The sequence below is a fragment of the Cellulomonas sp. plas2 genome (assembly GCF_057221735.1).
Genome location: NZ_CM170155.1, coordinates 583,909 through 602,765 on the forward strand (window position 1 = coordinate 583,909; position 18,857 = coordinate 602,765).

The window sequence follows — 18,857 nt, forward strand, 5'->3', positions numbered from 1 at the left end:
GTCAGCGCAGCGCCACCTGGACGACGTCGTAGTCGACGTCCGGCCCGGGCGGCGTGCCGAAACGGGCGTTGACCGCCCACAGCCGTCCGGCGGCGAAGGCGATGGTCGTGGGCACGCGGAAGTCGGGGTCGGTGAGCACCGGACCGACTGTCCCGGTGCGCAGGTCGGCCGACAGCCGCACCGGCGCGACCTGGTCGAGCTGGTTCTGCACGACGTACAGCGTGCGCCCGCGCAGCTCCAGGCCGTCGCCGTTGACGACCGTCGCGCCGCCGAGGTCCACGGTCGTGGCGGCGCCGGTGGTCGGGTCGACCGAGAACAGCAGGCCCGTGGCGGACTGCACGACGACCAGCCGGCCCTCCGGCGTGGCCACGATGCCGTTGGCGTTGAAGCCGTCGACGTAGACGAGGTCCCCGGTCAGGGGCAGCGTCGTGGCGGCTCCCTCGTCGGGCAGGGCTCCGCCCGCGCCCAGCGGCACGACCGCGAGCTGCGGGACCACCGAGTCCGTGACGTAGACCGTGCCGTCGGTGATGGCGACGTCGTTGAGGAAGCCCGCTCCCGGGAAGGAGTAGAGGGCCAGGAGCTCGCCCGACGAGGCGTCGTACGCACGGACCTCGCCGCTGGCGCCGCCCGCCATCCACAGCCGGTCGCGGCCTGCCTCGTACAGCACGCCCACCGCGGGAGCCCCCGCGCCCTCGACGAGCACCGCGCCCTCACCCGTGCGCAGGTCGCCGCGGTAGAGCGACCCGTCCGCGAGGGAGCCGACGTAGAAGGTCGTGCCGGGGCCGGCGTCGATGCCCTCCGGCTGGAAGCCGAGCGGCAGGGCGACGCGCTGGGGGAACGTCTCCGGCGGCGCGGCGGCCGCGCCGGTCGGGACCGTGGCCACCAGGGCCAGGACGAGGGTGACGAGCAGGGGTCGCACGCGCATGACGGGCCTCTCCATCGACGACAGCTCCGGCGGGCACGAGTGTGGTGGAGGGGTCCGACACGTGCGCGGGCGACGTCGTCGTCGTCCACAGGGACGGACGCGCAGCGGGGCCGTCACCCGCCCGTCGGTAGGCTGCCCCCGTGCCCGGACCCGTCCCCGCCCGCCCCGTCCACCCCGCCGACACGGTCGAGGCGGCCGCCGCCACGCCGGACCTCGCGCAGCCGTACGCCGAGCTGGGCCTCAAGGACGACGAGTACGCGCGCATCCGCGACCTGCTGGGCCGCCGCCCGACGGCCGCCGAGCTGGCGATGTACTCCGTCATGTGGTCCGAGCACTGCTCCTACAAGTCCTCGAAGAACCACCTGCGCCAGTTCGGCGAGAAGACGACGGACGCCATGCGCGAGCACCTGCTCGTCGGCATCGGGGAGAACGCGGGCGTCGTCGACATCGGCGACGGCTGGGCGGTGACGTTCAAGGTCGAGAGCCACAACCACCCCTCGTACGTCGAGCCGTACCAGGGCGCCGCCACGGGCGTCGGCGGGATCGTCCGCGACATCATCTCCATGGGCGCGCGGCCCGTCGCCGTCATGGACCAGCTCCGGTTCGGGGCCGTCGACCACCCCGACACGGCCCGCGTCGTGCACGGCGTCGTCTCGGGAGTGGGCGGCTACGGCAACTCCCTCGGCCTGCCCAACATCGGCGGCGAGCTCGTCTTCGACCCCTGCTACCAGGGCAACCCGCTGGTCAACGCGCTGTGCCTGGGCGTGCTGCGGCACGAGGACATCCACCTGGCCAACGCCTCCGGCGCGGGCAACCAGGTCGTCCTCTTCGGCGCGCGCACGGGCGGCGACGGCATCGGCGGCGCCTCGATCCTCGCCTCCGAGACCTTCGACGACACCAAGCCCTCCAAGCGCCCGTCGGTGCAGGTCGGCGACCCCTTCATGGAGAAGGTCCTCATCGAGTGCTGCCTCGAGCTGTTCGCGGCCGGGGTCGTCGAGGGCATCCAGGACCTCGGTGCGGCCGGCATCTCCTGCGCGACGAGCGAGCTCGCGAGCAACGGCGACGGCGGCATGCACGTCGACCTCGAGAAGGTCCTGCTGCGCGACCCCACGCTGACGGCCGGCGAGATCCTCATGTCGGAGTCGCAGGAGCGCATGATGGCCGTGGTCCGGCCGGACCAGCTCGACGCGTTCCTGGCGATCACCGGGAAGTGGGACGTGGAGACGGCCGTCATCGGCGAGGTCACCGGCACGGGCCGCCTCACCATCGACCACCACGGCCAGCGGATCGTCGACGTCGACCCGCGCTCGGTCGCGCACGAGGGTCCTGTCTACGACCGCCCCTACGCACGACCCGCCTGGCAGGACGCCCTCGTCGCGGACACGGTCTCCGGCCCGGAGGGCGCCGCCCGCTACGCCCGTCCCTCGTCGCCCGACGAGCTGCGCGCCACGGTCCTGCGCCTGCTCGGGTCGCCCAACCTCGCCTCGCCGGCCTGGGTCACCGACCAGTACGACCGCTTCGTCCAGGGCAACACCGCGCTGGCGATGCCCGACGACGCCGGCGTGGTCCGCGTCGACGAGACGACGGGGCTCGGCGTCGCGCTGGCCACCGACGCCAACGGGCGCTACGCCAAGCTCGACCCGTACACGGGCGCCCAGCTCGCGCTCGCGGAGGCCTACCGCAACGTCGCCACCTCGGGTGCGCGACCCCTCGCGGTCACGGACTGCCTCAACTTCGGCAGTCCCGAGCACCCCGACACGATGTGGCAGCTCGTCGAGGCCATCCGCGGCCTGGCCGACGCCTGCGCCGAGCTCGAGGTGCCGGTCACGGGCGGCAACGTCTCCCTCTACAACGGGACCGGCGAGCCGGGTCGCATCGACTCCGCGATCCACCCGACGCCCGTCGTCGGCGTCCTCGGGGTGATCGACGACGTCGCCGAGGCCGTGCGCTCGGGCTGGACGGCCCCCGGGCAGGCCGTCTACCTGCTGGGCACCACGCGCGACGAGCTCGACGGCTCCGCGTGGGCCGACGTCGTGCACGGGCAGCTCGGTGGGGTGCCGCCGCGCGTGGACCTGCCCGCGGAGCGGCGGCTCGCGCAGGTGCTGGCCCACGCGGCGCGCGACGGCCTCGTGGACGCGGCGCACGACCTGTCGCAGGGCGGGCTCGCGCAGGCGCTCGTCGAGTCCTCGCTGCGGTACGGCGTGGGCGTGCAGGTCGACCTCGCGGGGCTGTGCGCGCGCGACGGGGTCGACCCGTTCGTCGCGCTGTTCTCCGAGTCGACGGCCCGGGTCCTCGTCGCCGTCCCGCGCACCGAGGAGGTGCGCTTCACCGACCTGTGCGGTTCGCGCGGCGTGCCGGCCCTGCGGCTCGGCGAGACGGCCGAGACGTGCTCGGCGGGTGCGGGCACGCCGGTGGGCGCGGGCGACGGGGACCACGAGCACGTGCCGGCGGTCGAGGTGCAGGGGCTGTTCACGGTGCCGCTGGCCGAGGCCCGTGCCGTGTGGGAGGCGCCGCTGCGGGCAGCCTTCGCCTGAGCCGTCGGGGCGGCGGAACCGGTCCTGGCCGGCCGTGGACGCAATCGGCCGGTCGTGGATGCGACTGGCCGGTCGTGGACATGAGCGTTCGTCGCCGGGCCGACGGGCGCGCCCACCCCTAGTCTCGGTCGGGTGCCGACGTCCCGCGTCCGGCTGGCCACGGCGGCCGGTCACGAGCTCCTGGCGGCGTTGGGCGCGCTCCGCGCCGAGGTGGGCCTGCCCGAGCCGACCGGCACCGCGGGATTCAGCGCCGAGGCGCTCGCGCAGGCCGAGGGCGCGGCACGGGACCGCCTGCGGCCGGTGCCCGGGCGGCGCGCGCGGCGGCGGGACCGCACGGACCTGCCCCTGGTGACGATCGACCCGGTCGGCTCCCGCGACCTGGACCAGGCCGTCCACGTGGAGCCGCGCGCGCACGGCTGGCGCGTCCACTACGCCATCGCGGACCTGCCGGCGTTCGTGCGCCCGGGCTCCGCGCTCGACGAGGAGACGCGCGCCCGTGGGCTGACCGCCTACGGCCCCGACGGCCGGGTCCCGCTGCACCCCCGGGTGCTGTCGGAGGGCGCCGCGAGCCTCCTGCCCGGCGAGGACCGGCCGGCCGTGCTCTGGAGCATCGACCTCGACGTCGACGGTGGGCTGACGGAGGCGCTCGTCGAGCCCGTGCTCGTGCGCAGCCGCGCGCGCCTCTCGTACGACGAGGCGCAGGCCGCCCTCGACGCGGGCACCGCGGACGACCTGCTGCTCGCGCTGCGCCGCGTGGGGATGCTGCGGCAGGAGCAGGAGCGCGCCCGCGGTGGCGTCTCCCTCGACGTGCCGGAGCAGGAGGTCGTCGTCGGCGACGACGGGGCCTGGCACCTCCGCTTCCGCGCCCCGCTCCCGGTCGAGGGCTGGAACGCCCAGATCTCCCTGCTGACCGGCACCGCGGCGGCCGACCTCATGCTCGACGCGGGCGTGGGCGTGCTGCGCACCCTGCCGCCGGCCGACGGCCGCGACGTCGCGCGGCTGCGCCGGACCGCGGCGGCGCTCGGCGTGCCGTGGCCGGCGCGCGCGCCCTACGGCGAGGCGCTGCGGGCGGTGGACGCGGCGCAGCCCGCGCACCTCGCGTTCCTGCACGCGGCGACGTCGCTGTTCCGCGGCGCGGCCTACGCGGCCTTCGGCGGCGACGACGGCGCGGCCGCGCCGACGGGGGACGACGCCCGGCACGCGGCCATCGCCGCGCCGTACGCCCACGTCACGGCGCCGCTGCGCCGGCTCGTCGATCGGTACGGCACCGAGGCCTGCCTCGCGGCGTGCGCGGGGGCGCGGCCGCCGGACTGGGTGCGCGCGGCGCTGCCGGGCCTGCCCGCGCTCATGACGACGGCCGGGCGGCGCGCGTCGGCGTACGACCGTGGCGTGCTGGACCTCGTCGAGGCGGCGGTGCTGGCGCCGCAGGTGGGAAGCGCCTTCCGCGGCGTGGTCGTGGACGTGGACGACGACGGCCGGCGCGGGCAGGCCGTCCTGCCCGGTCCGGCCGTCCGCGCACCGGTCGTCGCCGACGGTGACGGCAGCGCGCTGGACCTGGGGGCCACGCTCGACCTCGTCCTCGCCGAGGCCGACCTGAGGGCACGCCGCGTGCGCCTCGCGACCGCCGGGACGCCCGCGCAGGCCGGTCGGCTACGCTCCCCAGGCCCGTGACCACGACCGTGGCGACGGGTGACGACCGCGACGAGACCTGAGGGGACGCCCTGCCATGGACGCCACGATGGACGCCACGATGGACGCCACGAACACCCGGGTGAGGGACGCCGCCCGCCGCCAGGTGAGCGACTTCACCGAGCTGGCCGAGCGGGTGCAGTCCGCCGGGCTCATGCGCCGCCGGTACGGCTACTACTGGACGCGGTTCGTCGTGCTGACGGGGCTGCTGGCCGGCCTCGTCGCCGCCGTCGTGCTCATCGGGCACTCCTGGTGGCAGCTCGCGGTCGCCGCCGCGCTGGCCCTGGTGCTCGGTCAGGTCATGTTCCTCGGGCACGACGCCGCGCACCGGCAGATCTTCGCGTCGGGGCGGTGGAACGACTGGGCCAGCCTCGTCATCGCCAACCTCTACGCCGGGATGAGCTACGGCTGGTGGCAGCACAAGCACAGCCGCCACCACGCCAAGCCCAACCAGATCGGCGCCGACCCGGACGTGGAGATCAAGGCGATCCGCTTCCACCACGAGAGCGGCGGCGAGCCCCGCACCCGCCTGGGCGCCTGGCTGCGGGCCCGGCAGGGGTGGCTGTTCTTCCCGCTCCTGCTCCTCGAGGGCATCAGCCTGCACGCCTCGGGGATCAGGACGATCTTCGGCCGCGGGGCCGTCAAGCGCCGCGGGGTCGAGATCGCCTTCGTGACGGTCCGCCTCGGCGCGTACCTCGGCCTCGTCTTCGCGGTCATGCCGGTCGGACTGGCGCTGGCGTTCCTCGGCGTGCAGCTCGGGCTGTTCGGCGTCTACATGGGCGCCGTCTTCGCGCCCAACCACAAGGGCATGCCGCTGGTGCCGCGTGACGCCCGGATCGACTTCCTGCGCCGGCAGGTCCTCATGAGCCGGAACGTGCGCGGGGGTCGGGTCATGGACCTCGCGATGGGCGGCCTCAACTACCAGGTGGAGCACCACCTCTTCCCGTCGATGGCCCGTCCGCACCTGCGCCGCGTCCAGCCGATGGTGAAGGCGTTCTGCACCGAGCGGGGTGTCACCTACACCGAGACGACCCTCCTCCAGTCCTGGGGAATCGTCGTGCGGCACCTGAACAAGGTCGGCCTGGCCGCGCGCGACCCGTTCCAGTGCCCCCTCACGCTGGACCTGCGCTCGGCCCGCTGAGGTCGCCGACCGCGTCCGCAGCCGTGGCGCCGCGCGGCCGACGGGATCCGGCGAGGACCGTGCATGCCGCCGTGGCGACCGCCGCCACGAGCACGGCGACGCCTACGACCGCCACGGCCCCGGCGGGTCGCACGACGCTCTGACCCGACAGCGCCTGCCAGGTCAGCACGCCCGTCAGGGCTCCCCAGGTCAGCGCACCCACGACGACGAGCCGCGTCCGCACCCGGAGGTCGCGCAGCGCGGGGACCCGGCGGGCGAGCAGCTCGAGCGCCAGCAGGCCGAGCGGCAGGCCCTGCAGCGCGTGCATCCCGACGAAGTGCGGCACCCGCAGGTCTCCGGCGACGGTGCTCCAGCCCAGGAACGGCAGGCCCGGCCCGTCGTCGGGGGCGCCGACGGCGTGGGCCCCGACGACGCCCGTGAAGGAGGCCTGCTGCTCGGGCGTCGGCATCGTCATGAGCACCGCGACCGCCATGCCGACCAGCCCCAGCGCGACGGCCGACAGCAGGGCGACCCGGCGGGCGCGGTCGGTGCCCGGCGTCCGCAGCAGGGTGACGCCGATGACGGCCGTCATCAGCCAGACGACCGCGATCGACGCCCCCATGACCGACCACAGCGCCGCGGCCAGCGGGGTGGAGACGTTGAAGTGGCTCGTCGTCCCGGCGGCCGCGGCCCCGACGATGATCACCATCTCGACGACGAGGCCGAGGACCGCGGTCGTCGCCGCGCGGTCGGCCCACCGCCGGCCCCCCGACCCGGGCGGCAGCTGCCCGACGAGCCACGCGAGCGTGGCGGCGTAGAGCGCGATCGACAGCGCGAACTTCGTCGGCTTGGCCCATGCGGCGAGACCGGTGATCTCGCGGGGGTCGACGACGACGAGCACCGCCGTGACCGCGCCGAGGGCGGCCATGCCGACGGCGAGCGCCACGGACGGACGGTGCCAGGCCGCGGGACGCAGCCGCAGGTCCGGCGCCGGCAGCACGGCCGTGGCGGTCCCGCCGCTCATCGACCGGCTCCGGCGGTGCGCATCTCCACGCCGCGGTCGGACGGGCGGCCGACGCCCTCGTCGCCCGTCCTGTGGCCCGTCCTGTGGCCCGTCCTGTCGCCCGTCTTGTCGCCCGTCCTGTCGCCCGTCCTGTCGCCCGTCCTGTCGTCGGTGCTGCCGTCCGCGCCCCGGCCCTGCCCCCCGCCCGCGCTCCCCGTGACGATCCCCGACCCGGGCCGTGGAGCGCCGCCGTACCGGCGGACCGACGCGTCCTCCTGGGCCATCCGCCGCAGCCCCGCCAGCAGGGTGTCACCCAGCACGGTCCCGACCACGACGGTCTCGGCGGCACGGGAGCGGTCGCCGTCGGCCTGCACGACGGCCTCGACCGCGTCGAGGTCGGCCTCGGCCACGACCGCGGCCGCGGCCGCGTAGCGCTCGAGGCCGGCGGCGAGGTCGCCGCGGCCGACCCGCGCCCACCCGTCGAGGACCGCCGCGGCGGCCTCGAGCCCCGGGTTGTCGTCGTGCACCCGCCACCCGCGAGCGGTCGTCACCGCACGCACGCGGTCCCGGGCGGCGGCGGACGCGGGGGCCGCGGGCCGCGGCAGGGCGCCCTGCGCGACCCCGAGCACCTCGGCGAGCGGCAGCGCCGTGCCGTCGATGGCGTCGAGCACCCGACGGGCCGCGGCCAGGGAGAGCCCGCCGACGTCGACCAGCGAGCGGATCAGCACGAGCCGGGCGACGTGGTCCTCGCCGTACTCCGCCGGCGGCCGGGCGCCGTCAGGACCGGCCGGCTGCCGGGCCGAACCGCGACAGCACCCACTGCTCGACGAGCTGGGCGAGCGTGTAGAGGACGAGCGAGGCCAGCGTCACGACGACGACGAGCGCCCAGACCTTCGTGTTCTGCGCCCGCCCGACCGCGGACACGACGCCGTAGCCGATGCCGCCGCCCGTGGCGAGCCACTCGGCGATGAGGGCGCCGGTGATGGCACCCGGCACGGAGATGCGCACCGCGGCGAACACCGACGGCAGCGCGGCCGGCAGCTGCACCAGGCGCAGCACGGTCCGCGGCCCTCCGCCCAGCACGGTGACGACGTCCCGGACGCCCGCCGGCGACGAGCGCAGTCCCAGCACGATCGTCACCAGCGCGGGGAAGAGCACGACGATGCCGCCCATGACCGCCACGGACGCGACGCCCCGGCCCACGAGCAGGATGATCACCGGTGCCATCGCGATGAGCGGCACCGACCGGAAGAGCATCGCCACGGGCAGGATCGCGCCCTCCGCCCCGCGGGAGAGCACCATGGCCGCCGCGAGCAGCAGCGCCGCGCCCATCCCGACGACGAAGCCGATGGAGGCGTCGAGGAGCGTCCGCCCCAGCAGGTCGAGCACCTCGGTGCGGTTCGCCACCGCGTCGGCGTCCGTGGCGAGGTACTCCCACACCTGCGCCGGGCCCTTGCCGACGTACGGCGACACGTCGAACGCGGCCAGCAGCCCGGTCCAGGCCAGCAGCACCACCGCTGCCGTGACCAGCGCGTCCACGACCACGCGGGACGTCCGGCGCAGGGCGGGGTGCGCGAGGCGCCGGGGCGCCGGCTCGGCGGTAGACGGGGCGGTGGGCGCGGCGGTCGACGCGAGCGCCGGCGAGCTGGGCGACGCCGTCACGAGGCACCGCCCGGCGACGCGGCGGTCGTGGCGGCAGCGGCGACGGAGCCGCCCGACGTGCCCGAGGACCACGGCGTCGCGAACCGCGCCAGCACGGCGAACAGCGCGTACCCGGCGCCCGCGAGCAGCGCGCACGCCAGCGCGATGCCCCACGCCCGCTCCGCGTCCAGCGACTGCCCGGCGTTGACCAGCGCCGGCCCGGCCCCGCGGTCCACGCCGCCGATGTACTCGCCCAGGATGGCCCCGAGCAGGGCCGCCGGCGCCGCGATCTGCAGCGCCCCGAGGACGTGCGGCAGGGCGGCGACGAGCCGGACGCGGACGAGCTGCTGCCACCGGCCGCCCCCGAGGACGGTGACCACGTCGAGCGCGGCCGGGTCGGCGGAGCGAAGGCCGAGCACGGCGCCGACCACGGTGGTGAAGAAGACCGACAGCGCCGCGAGCACCACGGCCGTCCCGGACGGCTGGCCGCTGGGCGGGGGGCCGATGACGATGTAGAGGATGGGCGTGATGGCCACGAGCGGGAGGCAGTAGGACAGCACCGCGAGCTGCAGGACGAGCCGCTCGAGCGCGGGGACCAGCAGCACGAGGGAGGCGAGGGCCAGGGCGACCCCGTTCCCGACGAGGAAGCCGCGCACCGCCTCCTGCACGGTCACGGACAGGTTCGCGACGTAGAACCCGAGGCCGTCGTCGACGAACCCGGCGAGCACGCCCGCCGGCGTCGGCATCGTCGTGCCGGCCAGCACGGTCACGGCCGCGAGCCACCACACCGCGACGAGCCCCAGGACCCCGCCGGCGCCGGGTGCCCACCGCCGGGCGACGGCCGCCGCCCGCGCGCCCGCGGTCACGCGCCGCCGCCGAAGAGCAGCTCCGAGGCGTGGTCGTGCAGCGCGTGGAACTCCGGCGTCCGCATCATCCCCGGCGTGCGGGGACGGGGCAGGTCGACCTCGATGACCGCCTTGACCCGGCCGGGCCGCGGGCTCATGACCGCGACCTGGTCGGAGAGGAAGATCGCCTCGGAGATGCCGTGCGTGACCATCAACGTCGTCGCCGGCTTCTCGGTCCAGATGCGCAGGAGCTCGAGGTTCAGCCGCTGGCGGGTCATGTCGTCCAGCGCGCCGAACGGCTCGTCGAGCAGGAGCACCGACGGCTGCACGACGAGCGCCCGCGCGATCGACACGCGCTGCCGCATCCCGCCGGAGAGCTGCGCAGGCTTGGCCGCCTCGAAACCCTCCAGCCCGACGAGCCGCACGAGGTCGGCGACGAGGGCGTCGTCGGGACGGGTCCCCGCGACCTCGAAGGGCAGCCGGATGTTCGCCACCACGCTCCGCCACGGCAGCAGCGCGGCGTCCTGGAACGCGATGCCCAGCGCGTGCTCGCCCCGCAGCTCCAGCGGCGTGCGGCCCTCGACGAGCGCCGTGCCGGTGGTCGGGGTCTCGAGCCCGGCGAGGATGCGCAGGATCGTCGACTTGCCGCAGCCCGAGGGGCCGAGCAGCGACAGGAAGCTGCCCTTGTCGGTGAACAGCGTCGTGTCCGCCAGCGCCGTCACCTGTCGCCGGCCGGTGCCGAACGTCTTGCCCAGGCCGTCGAGCCGCACGCCGGTGCCCAGGGAGGCGCCGGCCCTCGCGCCGGCCCCGGCCGCCGGCCCGGAGCCGGCCCCGGCCTCGCCCTCGGAGGGCCGGGTCAGGCCCGGGCCCGCGACCGGCCCCGAGACCGGCCCCGAGACCGGCCCCGAGACCGGCCCCGAGACCGGCCCCGTCACTGCGCCAGCTCGGGCTGCTCCTCGAGCAGCTCGGTCAGCAGGCTCAGGTCGAACAGGTCGTCCGCCTCGACGTCGATCCCCGCGGCCGCGAGCGTCGCCAGGTTCTGCTCGATCAGGTCGTCGGAGATGGTGAACAGCCCGTTGGCGTCCGTCTCCTCCGTGACGATGAGCGTCTCGGCCTGGATCGTCGCCTGCTGGACCTCCTTGGCGAGGTCCAGGTCGAGGTCCGTGCCGTACTCCTCGACCGCCAGGCGCGCGCCCTCCTCCGGGTCGGCGACCGCGTCCTTCCAGCCACGGATCTCCGCCTCGAGGAACGCCTTCACCTTCTCGGGACTCTCCGCGATCATCTGGTCCGTCGTGACGACGGACTCCGCGACGAACGGCAGGCCGTTGTCGGCGAACAGCAGGTTCGTCACCGTGTGCCCCTCGGACTCCACGGTGATCGCCTCGTTGGTCACGTAGGCGAGGAACCCGTCGACCTCGCCGTTGACCAGCGGCGACGGGTCGTACTCGACCGGCACCTTCGTCACGTCCGCGGGGTCGATGTCGTTGACCGCCAGCAGCGCGTCGAACAGCGCCTCGTTGGGGCCGGCCTGCACGCCGATGCGCTTGCCGACGAGGTCCTCCGGCGTCGCGATGTCGCCCGCGTCGGCCAGCGACAGGATGGTGAAGGGGTTCTTCTGGAAGGTGGTGCCGACGATCTTGAGCGGCGCCTCCTCCTCGGCGACGACCTGCCCGACGGAGACCGCGTTGGACAGCCCGAAGTCCGCCCCGCCCGACAGGACGATCGACTCGGTCGCGCCCGGCCCGGCGTTGAGGGTCACCTCGCTGAACCCGGCGTCGGTGTAGTAGCCCTTGCTGTCCGCGAAGAACTCGCCGGCGAACTCGGCGTTCTTGATCCACGACAGCTGCACGGTCAGCGGCCCGAGGTCGGCCGGCCCCGACGACCCGTCGGCGGCCGGCGCCGCGCCGTCCCCCTCGTCGGACGACGAGCAGGCGGTGAGGGCGAGCGCGAGGACGGCGGCGGCAGCGGCGAGGCGGTGACGGCGGCGGGTCGGGCGGGGGAGGGGCATCGGCACTCCGTCTCGGACGTGCGCGCGCGTCGCGCACGGGGGCGGCGGCCACCCCGGCGGCGCACGGGGCGACGCGGGACGGGTGGCGGCAGGACGACGGCGACGGTAGGGGCCGCGCGTGTCGGGCCGGTCTCGGCGTTGTGTCCGGGGTGTCAACGCCGTCCCGGCGCGCGCGCGGCGGCGCCGGGCCGCAGGGTGGTGATGCCGCCCCGGCCGAGGAGGACCATGACCGACACCGCGCACCCGACCGACGCCCACGCGACCGTCGCGCACCCGACGGACGCGCACGGGACCGACGCACGCCCGCGCGTGCTGCCCCGCGCCACGCCGGGCGAGACCCTGCAGGTGCTGGGCGGGCTCGTGGTGCCGCTGCTGGCACGGGGCGTGATCGTCCGACGGCCGGCGGCCGAGGCGCTCGCGGAGCGGTTCGACGCCGACGCCCGCGCGGTGCGGCTGCTGCAGCGGCTGCGGCACCGGCACGGCGAGGGCCCGCTCCGGCTGCGGCTGCCCGGGCGGCGGATGGTCGTGCTCCTCGCGCCCCAGCACGTGCACCGCGTGCTCGACGGCACCCCGGTGCCGTTCACGGCGGCGACGAAGGAGAAGCGCGCGGCGCTCGGGCACCTCGAGCCGCACAACGTGCTGATCTCCTCCGCCGAGGAGCGCGCCCGGCGCCGGCCGTTCCACGACACCGTCCTCGACAGCGCCAGCCCCGTCCACCACGGCGCGGCCCCGCTGGTCCGCGCGGTCGTCGACGAGGCGGACGGGCTCCTGGCCGACGCCGCCGCGAGGGGGGAGCTCGACTGGGACGCCTACGTCGCGCACTGGTACCGCGCGGTGCGTCGGCTCGTGCTGGGTGAAGGTGCGGCCGACGACACCGACCTGACGGACGACCTGCGCCGCCTGCGCGCGGCCGGCAACTGGGCGTTCCTGCGGCCGCGCCGCCGGGCGCTGCAGCGCCGGTTCTGGTCGCGCCTGGGGGAGCACCTCGAGCGCGCGGAGCCCGGGAGCCTCGCGGCCCACGCGGCGCGCGTGCCGGTGGAGCCCGGCACGGACGTGGTGCAGCAGGTCGTCCAGTGGCTCTTCGCGTTCGACGCCGCGGCGTGGTCGGGGATCCGCGCGCTGGCGCTGGTCGCGACGCACCCCGCCCACGCCGCCCGCGTGCAGGGGGAGGTGGCCGGCCGCGACCTCGCCGTGCCCCAGGACCTGCCGCTGCTGCGCGCCACGCTGCTGGAGTCGCTGCGGCTGTGGCCGACGACGCCCGCGGTGCTGCGGGAGTCGGTCGAGCGGACGCGCTGGGAGGGCGGCCCCATGCCGGAGGCGACGAGCATCCTCACCTACGCGCCGTTCTTCCACCGCGACGCGGAGCACCTGCCGCAGGCCGACGCCTTCGACCCCCGCCTGTGGGACGAGCGCGCCGGCGGCGCGGTCGCCGGGGAGTGGCCCCTCGTCCCGTTCAGCGCCGGGCCCGCCGCGTGCCCCGGGCGCAACCTCGTGCTGGAGACGACGAGCACGTTCCTCGGGCGCCTCGTCCGGGGGCACGACGTCGAGCTGCTCGGGCGGCCGCGCCTGGCGCCGGACGGGCCGCTGCCGGGCTCGCTGGACCCGTTCACGCTGCGGTTCGCGGTGCGACCCCGGGACGTCAGCCGCTGACGGCCGGCCCGCCCGCCGGGTCGACGTCCGGGGCCGTGCGGAGCAGCTCGCGCAGCGCCGCGGCGGGCTGCGGCCGCGCGAGGCGGAAGCCCTGCCCGAGCACCCCGAGGTCCCGCAGCACGTCCTGCTGGCCGGCGGTCTCGATGCCCTCGGCCACGCAGCCGACGCCGAGCTCCCGGGACAGGGTGACCACGGCGCGCACGATCGCCGTCTCGGTGACGTTGTCCGGGATCCCGGCGACGAAGCTGCGGTCGATCTTGAGGGCCGTCACCGGGAACTGCTGCACGTAGCGCAGGGACGCGTACTGCGTGCCGAAGTCGTCGAGCGTGATCCCGACCCCGGCCTCGCGCAGCGCCCGGAGGTTGTCGAGGGTGGTCCCGGAGGCCTCGAGCAGCGCGGACTCGGTCAGCTCGAGGTGCAGGCGGGCGGGCGCCAGGCCCGTCGTCGCGAGCACCCGCAGGACGCGCTCGGCGAAGACGGGCCGGGTCGTCTGCTCGGCAGCGACGTTCACCGCCACCGTGAGGTGCCCGAACCCCAGCGCGTCCCAGCCCACCGCCTCCTCGCACGCGCGCTGCAGCATCTGCTGGCCCAGCGGCACCATGAGGCCGCGCTCGGCGGCCACGTCGAGGAACTGGCCCGGCAGCAGGACGGTGCCGTCGTCGTCGTGCAGGCGGCACAGGGCCTCCGTGCCGACCATCCGCCCGGTCGCGAGGTCGTAGACGGGCTGGAACCACGGCACGACGGCGCCCGTGACCAGCGCCCGGCGGAGCTGGCGCTCCCGGTGCTCGCGCGCGGCGAGCTCGGCCTGCAGGGCGGCGTCGTGCAGCCGGTGGCGGTTCCGGCCGGTGGCCTTCGCGCGGTAGAGCGCGACGTCGGCCGCGTGCTGCAGGGCGTCCGGTGCCGTGGTGGCGTCGGGCCGGCACACCGCCGCGCCGACCGTGCAGCTGGTCTGCACCGTGCCGCCCGTGAGGATCGCGGGCGCGCCGACGAGGTCGACGAGGCCCTGGGCCAGCCGGGACGCCAGGTCCTCGTCGGCGTCCGGGCACAGGACGGCGAACTCGTCGCCGCCGAGCCGGACGACCACGTCCTGCGGCCGGACGTGCGCCCGCAGCCGGCCCGCCACGAGGACGAGCAGCTCGTCGCCGGCGTGGTGGCCGAGCCGGTCGTTGACGGCCTTGAACTCGTCGAGGTCCAGCACGAGCAGCGCCAGGGGCCGGCCCGTGCGGCGGGCGTCGTCGAGCCCGGACGCCAGCCGCTCGTCGAAGAGCGCGCGGTTCCCGGCGCCGGTCAGCGGGTCGTGCAGGGCGGCGTGCCGCAGCCGCTCCCGGAGCTCGGCGCGGTGCAGCGCGATCGCGGCCTGGTCGACGAGACCGCGGTGGGTCTCCGCCTGCTGCTCGGGGAAGGACCGCATGCGCCGGTGCACCGCCTGGTAGACCCCGGCCACGCGCCCGTCGACGAGGACGGGGTGCGCGACCGCCGACGCGAGGCGCGCGTGCCGGAGGGCCGCCGCCATGGCGGGTCGGTCGGCGACGTCCTCGGGGGCGAGGAGGACGACGGGGCTCGCCGTGGCGAGCGCGAGGGCCGCGGGGACGTCGTCGTCGGGCGTGAGCACGGCGGGCGCCAGGACGTGGGGACCCTCGACCCTGCGCAGGTGCAGCCTCCCGGTGCCCTCGTCGTGCAGCCACACCGCCACCGCCGTGACGGGCGCGACGGCCCGCACGGCCGCGACCAGCGCGGCCGCGACGGCGTCGTGGTCCTCGGCCGCCGCGAAGGCGCTGACGGCCGCGTTGAGCACGCGCAGCTGCCGCCCGGAGGCCTCGGCGGCGGAGCGCGCCCGCACGAGGTCGCGCTCGTAGGAGCGGCGCTCGGAGGCGTCGAACATGGAGCTGCGGACGAGGACGGGCTCGCCCTCGCCGTCGGTGACCACCCGGGTGCTGACGAGGACGGGCAGCGCCTCCCCGTCCGCGCGGCGCAGGTCGAGGGCCATCGCCGGCGCCGCGCCGCCCACCTGCACCAGCGGCAGGAGGTGCGTGTCCGCCCACGCGCGCGAGCCCGGCGTCAGCAGGTCGACCAGCGGCTCCCCGACCACCTGCGCCCGGTCCAGCCCCGTCCACGCGAGGAACGTCGCGTTGACGCGCACGACGCGGCCCGCCAGGTCCGTCGAGACGTACGCGCAGGGCGCGTGCTCGTACAGGTCGTCGGGGTCCTCCTCGACCGGGACGTCACGGGCCGTCACGGGGCGCCCACGGCGCGTGCGCTCACAGCTCGGCCAGGAAGCCCCGCACGGCGGCGACGGTCTGCTCCGGCGCGCTGAGGTGAGGGCAGTGCCCCGTCGTCTCGACCATCGCCAGCCGGCTGCCGACGACGTGCTCGTGCACGTAGCGGCCCACCTCGACCGGGGCGATGGCGTCGCGCGTCGCCTGCACGACGAGGGTCGGCACGCGCACCGCCGCCAGGTCGTCGCGGTTGTCCGACAGGAAGGTCACCTCGGCGAACTGCCGGGCGATCGTCGGCTCCGTCCGGCAGAAGCTCTCGGTCAGCTCGCGGGCGAGCTGCGGGCGGTCGGGGTTGCCCATGACGAGCGGACCCATCGTCCCCGCCCAGCCGAGGTAGTTGCCGGACATCGTCTCGAGCAGGCCGTCGATGTCCGCGCGGCTGAAGCCGCCCGTGTAGCCGGTGGACGGGTCGTCGACGTACCGCGGGGACGGCCCGACGAGCACGAGGGCGCCGATCCGGGTGGTCCGCGCGGCGGCGATGACGGCGATCATCGACGACACGGAGTGCGCCACGACCACCGCGTCCTGCAGGTCGAGGGCCGTGCACAGCTCGACGAGGTCGTCGGCGTAGCCGTCGAGGCTGTCGTACCGCGCCTCGTCGTAGGCGGACAGGTCGGACCCGCCGGCGCCGACGTGGTCGAGCAGGACGACCCGGTGGTCGGCCTCGAAGGCCGGCGCCACGAACCGCCACATGCTCTGGTCGCAGCCGAACCCGTGCGCGAACACCATGGGGCGCGCGGTCACCGGTCCGTGCACGTGCACGTTGTGGCGCGCCAGGACCCGGGCCGCCTCGTCCGGCACCAGCTGCGCGCCCTGCGTCGGCGTCATCGCCCCGCCCTCCCCTCGCGACGGCCCGGTCGGTTGCGTTCCCGGCGGACGTCCGTGGGTCGCAGTGTGCCAGGAGCGGGCGCCGCCGTGGCGGGCGCGGGCCCGCCGGGGCGGGGGAAAATCCCGTGGCCCGGGACCGGCCGGCGCTCCTAGCGTCGCCGTCATGACCCCGCCCCTCCCCGCCGGCGCCGCGACGGCGGTCCCCGACACCGGCGCCTCCTCCGGCACGGGTGCCGCTCCCGGTGTCCACCGCGTCGTGCGGGCCGACCACGGCGCGCTCCTCGTCGTGCCCGACGAGAGGCTCGACGCGCCGCCCCTGCGCGCGGTGCTGGACCGGGACGGGCTGGCCGCGCTCGTCGGCGGCGGACCTGGCGACGGGGCCGACGACGGGGCCGACCACGGGCCCGAGCACGCGGCCGACGGGAGCGAGGCGCCCGCGCGGCTCGTGCCGGCGGTCGGGGACCGCGTGGTCCTCGTCGAGCGGGGCGGCGTCCTCGCGGTCGGCGGCCTGCTGCCGCGTCGGACCGCGCTCGTCCGCGACGGCGCCGACCGGTCCTCGCGGGAGCAGGTGCTCGCCGCCGGCGTGGACGTCGTCCTCGTCGTCGAGCACCTCGACCCCGACCCGGCACCCGGACGCGTGGAGCGGCTGCTGACGCTCGCCTGGCGGTCCGGGGCGAGGCCGGTCGTCGTGCTGACGAAGGCCGACCTCGTGCCCGACCCCGACGGCATGGCGGCGGACGTCGCGCGCGTCGCCGTCGGCGTCGACCTCCACGTGGTGAGCGCCGCGACCGGCACGGGGCTCGGGCCCGTGCGGGCGCTGCTGGGGCCGGGGACGACGGTCGTCCTCGTCGGGCCGTCGGGCGCGGGCAAGTCGACGCTGGTCAACGCGCTGGCGGGGGCCGAGGTGATGACGACGGGCGAGCGCCGGGCCGACGGGCGGGGCCGGCACACGACGACCCACCGCCGGCTCGTCCCGCTGCCGGGCGGCGCGGCCCTCGTGGACACGCCCGGCATCTGGGGCGTGGGCCTCGTCGCCGACGAGGCGTCGCTCGACCGGGCCTTCGCCGACGTGGCGGACCTCGCCGGCGCGTGCCGCTTCCGGGACTGCGCGCACGCGGGCGAGCCCGGGTGCGCGGTGGCGGCCGCCGTGGCGGACGGGGAGCTCGACCCCCGCCGGCTCGAGAGCTGGCGACGTCTGGCGCGGGAGGCGGCGCACCAGGCCCGTCGCGCGGACGCTGCCGCCGCCGCGGCGGAGAAGGCGCGGCTCAAGGCCAGGACCGTCGCGTACCACCGGGCGGTGCGCGGCGGCGGGGGCGTGCAGCGGCCCTGAGCGCGGCGAGCCGTCCGGTGCGCGGACCGCCCGGTGCGCGGACGGTCCGGGGCTCGGGCAGAGTGGGTGCCGTGCCCCCTCGTCGTCGGACCGCTCCCGTCGACGGCCGCGCGGCGCTCGACGTCTGGCGCACCGGCCCCGACGACGTGCCCGTCCCCGCCCGGCGCACCGCGGTCCGCTTCACGCTGGAGGAGCTGGCCGAGGTCGCTCCCGGGAACGCCGTCGAGGTGCGCGTGCCGCCGGACGGCGCCGTCCAGGCCGTCGAGGGCCCGCGGCACACCCGCGGGACGCCGCCCAACGTCGTCGAGACCGACCCGCGCACGTGGCTCGAGCTCGCGACGGGGATCACCTCGTGGGCCGAGGCCGTCGGTGCGGGCCGCGTCCGGGCGTCGGGGGAGCGGGCGGACCTGAGCGCCTGGCTGCCCCTGCAGGCCACGCGTCGACGCCCCTCCTAGGATCGCCGCGTGCCGACCGACCCCGACGACCGTCCCGCCGACCGCCCCGACGACGTCGACGTCACGGCTGCCGACGTCACGGCTGCCGACGCCACGGCTGCCGACGCCACGGCCGCCGACGCCACAGCCGCCGACGCCACGGTCGCCGACGCCGCGGCCGCCGATCCCGACGGCGTGCCGAGCGAGGAGGAGCTGCTGCGCACCGCGCGGCCGGCCCGGGTGCGACGCGCCCCGAAGCTGTCGGCGTTCCTCGTCGCCGGGACCCTGGCCGGCGCGGTGCTCGGGCTCGTCCTCTCCGCGTTCGGCGACGGCGGCGGCGCCGCGGCGGGCAGCGGCTTCATCCCGCTGCTGGAGGGCGACGACGCCGCCCGGACCTACCTCGTGCTCACGGGGGCGGGGCTGGGGCTCCTCGTCGGCATGCTCGTCGCGACGATCGCCGACCGCCGGGCGAGCCGGCCGTCACGTCCCGGGGCGCGGCGGGGCGGCCGTCGGCGCTGAGGCCTCAGCGGGACCGGACCCGGGCACGACCTGGTTCGACCAGGCCAGACCAGGC

At 76.5% G+C, this 18,857-nt stretch carries 15 protein-coding genes and 1 pseudogene; 7 read left to right on the forward strand and 9 right to left on the reverse strand.

Annotation, left to right across the window (positions count from 1 at the left end):
• Nucleotide 1 precedes the first annotated feature (1 nt).
• Complete coding sequence (locus AC2TDM_RS02640; RefSeq protein ID WP_090033247.1) at nucleotides 2-925, reverse strand: NHL repeat-containing protein; 924 nt, start codon at nucleotides 923-925, stop codon at nucleotides 2-4.
• A 140-nt stretch (nucleotides 926-1,065) separates the two neighbouring features.
• On the opposite strand from AC2TDM_RS02640, the gene purL reads away from it, so the two are divergent.
• The 3 genes from purL (at nucleotide 1,066) to AC2TDM_RS02655 (ending at nucleotide 6,289) form a co-directional block, all read left to right on the forward strand.
• Nucleotides 1,066-3,459 carry a phosphoribosylformylglycinamidine synthase subunit PurL gene (gene purL / locus AC2TDM_RS02645; RefSeq protein WP_484635744.1) on the forward strand — a complete coding sequence of 798 codons (2,394 nt, stop codon included), beginning with the start codon at nucleotides 1,066-1,068 and terminating at the stop codon, nucleotides 3,457-3,459.
• A 132-nt stretch (nucleotides 3,460-3,591) separates the two neighbouring features.
• Entirely contained in the window at nucleotides 3,592-5,130 is a 1,539-nt protein-coding gene (locus AC2TDM_RS02650) for a ribonuclease catalytic domain-containing protein (RefSeq protein ID WP_484635745.1), read from the forward strand.
• 55 nt (nucleotides 5,131-5,185) lie between these two features.
• Entirely contained in the window at nucleotides 5,186-6,289 is a 1,104-nt protein-coding gene (locus AC2TDM_RS02655) for a fatty acid desaturase family protein (RefSeq protein WP_484635746.1), read from the forward strand.
• Here AC2TDM_RS02655 and AC2TDM_RS02660 read toward each other — a convergent pair.
• The 6 genes and pseudogenes from AC2TDM_RS02660 to AC2TDM_RS02685 all read right to left on the reverse strand — a co-directional run bounded on the left by AC2TDM_RS02660 (nucleotide 6,261) and on the right by AC2TDM_RS02685 (nucleotide 11,765).
• Nucleotides 6,261-7,292: a hypothetical protein gene (locus AC2TDM_RS02660; RefSeq protein WP_484635747.1), complete on the reverse strand. Its 1,032-nt coding sequence runs from the start codon at nucleotides 7,290-7,292 to the stop codon at nucleotides 6,261-6,263. The genes AC2TDM_RS02655 and AC2TDM_RS02660 overlap by 29 nt on opposite strands.
• Nucleotides 7,289-8,020: pseudogene (locus AC2TDM_RS02665) on the reverse strand (MerR family transcriptional regulator); the annotation flags it as partial. The pseudogene AC2TDM_RS02665 and the gene AC2TDM_RS02660, both read right to left, overlap by 4 nt.
• 28 nt (nucleotides 8,021-8,048) lie before the next feature.
• Entirely contained in the window at nucleotides 8,049-8,933 is an 885-nt protein-coding gene (locus AC2TDM_RS02670) for an ABC transporter permease (RefSeq protein WP_484635748.1), read from the reverse strand.
• On the reverse strand, nucleotides 8,930-9,778 hold the full coding sequence (locus tag AC2TDM_RS02675) for an ABC transporter permease (protein WP_090033170.1): 849 nt from the start codon (nucleotides 9,776-9,778) through the stop codon (nucleotides 8,930-8,932). The genes AC2TDM_RS02670 and AC2TDM_RS02675 overlap by 4 nt, the downstream gene beginning before the upstream one ends.
• Nucleotides 9,775-10,539 (reverse strand): ABC transporter ATP-binding protein, encoded by a 765-nt coding sequence (locus AC2TDM_RS02680; RefSeq protein ID WP_484636375.1) that lies wholly within the window; start codon nucleotides 10,537-10,539, stop codon nucleotides 9,775-9,777. The genes AC2TDM_RS02675 and AC2TDM_RS02680 overlap by 4 nt, the downstream gene beginning before the upstream one ends.
• 149 nt (nucleotides 10,540-10,688) lie before the next feature.
• Nucleotides 10,689-11,765, reverse strand: a complete 1,077-nt coding sequence (locus tag AC2TDM_RS02685; protein ID WP_090033256.1) for an ABC transporter substrate-binding protein — start codon at nucleotides 11,763-11,765, stop codon at nucleotides 10,689-10,691.
• Nucleotides 11,766-11,990: 225 nt separating this feature from the next.
• Between AC2TDM_RS02685 and AC2TDM_RS02690 the strand changes: the two genes are divergently transcribed.
• A complete protein-coding gene (locus AC2TDM_RS02690) occupies nucleotides 11,991-13,415 on the forward strand; it encodes a cytochrome P450 (protein WP_484635749.1) in 1,425 nt (474 codons plus the stop codon).
• Here AC2TDM_RS02690 and AC2TDM_RS02695 read toward each other — a convergent pair.
• Nucleotides 13,405-15,651 (reverse strand): EAL domain-containing protein, encoded by a 2,247-nt coding sequence (locus AC2TDM_RS02695; protein ID WP_484635750.1) that lies wholly within the window; start codon nucleotides 15,649-15,651, stop codon nucleotides 13,405-13,407. The two genes, AC2TDM_RS02690 and AC2TDM_RS02695, sit on opposite strands and share 11 nt — an antisense overlap.
• 22 nt (nucleotides 15,652-15,673) lie before the next feature.
• Nucleotides 15,674-16,519, reverse strand: coding sequence for an alpha/beta fold hydrolase (locus AC2TDM_RS02700; protein ID WP_239078678.1), 846 nt, complete (start codon nucleotides 16,517-16,519; stop codon nucleotides 15,674-15,676).
• A gap of 163 nt (nucleotides 16,520-16,682) precedes the next feature.
• On the opposite strand from AC2TDM_RS02700, the gene rsgA reads away from it, so the two are divergent.
• The 3 genes from rsgA (at nucleotide 16,683) to AC2TDM_RS02715 (ending at nucleotide 18,802) form a co-directional block, all read left to right on the forward strand.
• Nucleotides 16,683-17,849 (forward strand): ribosome small subunit-dependent GTPase A, encoded by a 1,167-nt coding sequence (gene rsgA / locus AC2TDM_RS02705; RefSeq protein WP_484635751.1) that lies wholly within the window; start codon nucleotides 16,683-16,685, stop codon nucleotides 17,847-17,849.
• 71 nt (nucleotides 17,850-17,920) lie between these two features.
• Nucleotides 17,921-18,304, forward strand: a complete 384-nt coding sequence (locus AC2TDM_RS02710) for a sterol carrier family protein (protein ID WP_090033259.1) — start codon at nucleotides 17,921-17,923, stop codon at nucleotides 18,302-18,304.
• 9 nt (nucleotides 18,305-18,313) lie between these two features.
• The gene (locus AC2TDM_RS02715) at nucleotides 18,314-18,802 is read left to right on the forward strand and encodes a histidine kinase (RefSeq protein WP_239078679.1); all 489 of its coding nucleotides are present in this window, start codon (nucleotides 18,314-18,316) and stop codon (nucleotides 18,800-18,802) included.
• Nucleotides 18,803-18,857 lie beyond the last annotated feature (55 nt).

Bases quoted from the DNA above. Each gene is read 5' to 3' on its own strand.
- AC2TDM_RS02640 (WP_090033247.1), bottom strand. From the start codon at position 925: ATGCGCGTGCGACCCCTGCTCGTCACCCTCGTCCTGGCCCTGGTGGCC.
- AC2TDM_RS02655 (WP_484635746.1), top strand. From the start codon at position 5,186: ATGGACGCCACGATGGACGCCACGATGGACGCCACGAACACCCGGGTG.
- AC2TDM_RS02660 (WP_484635747.1), bottom strand. From the start codon at position 7,292: ATGAGCGGCGGGACCGCCACGGCCGTGCTGCCGGCGCCGGACCTGCGG.
- AC2TDM_RS02685 (WP_090033256.1), bottom strand. From the start codon at position 11,765: ATGCCCCTCCCCCGCCCGACCCGCCGCCGTCACCGCCTCGCCGCTGCC.
- AC2TDM_RS02690 (WP_484635749.1), top strand. From the start codon at position 11,991: ATGACCGACACCGCGCACCCGACCGACGCCCACGCGACCGTCGCGCAC.
- AC2TDM_RS02700 (WP_239078678.1), bottom strand. From the start codon at position 16,519: ATGACGCCGACGCAGGGCGCGCAGCTGGTGCCGGACGAGGCGGCCCGG.
- rsgA (WP_484635751.1), top strand. From the start codon at position 16,683: ATGACCCCGCCCCTCCCCGCCGGCGCCGCGACGGCGGTCCCCGACACC.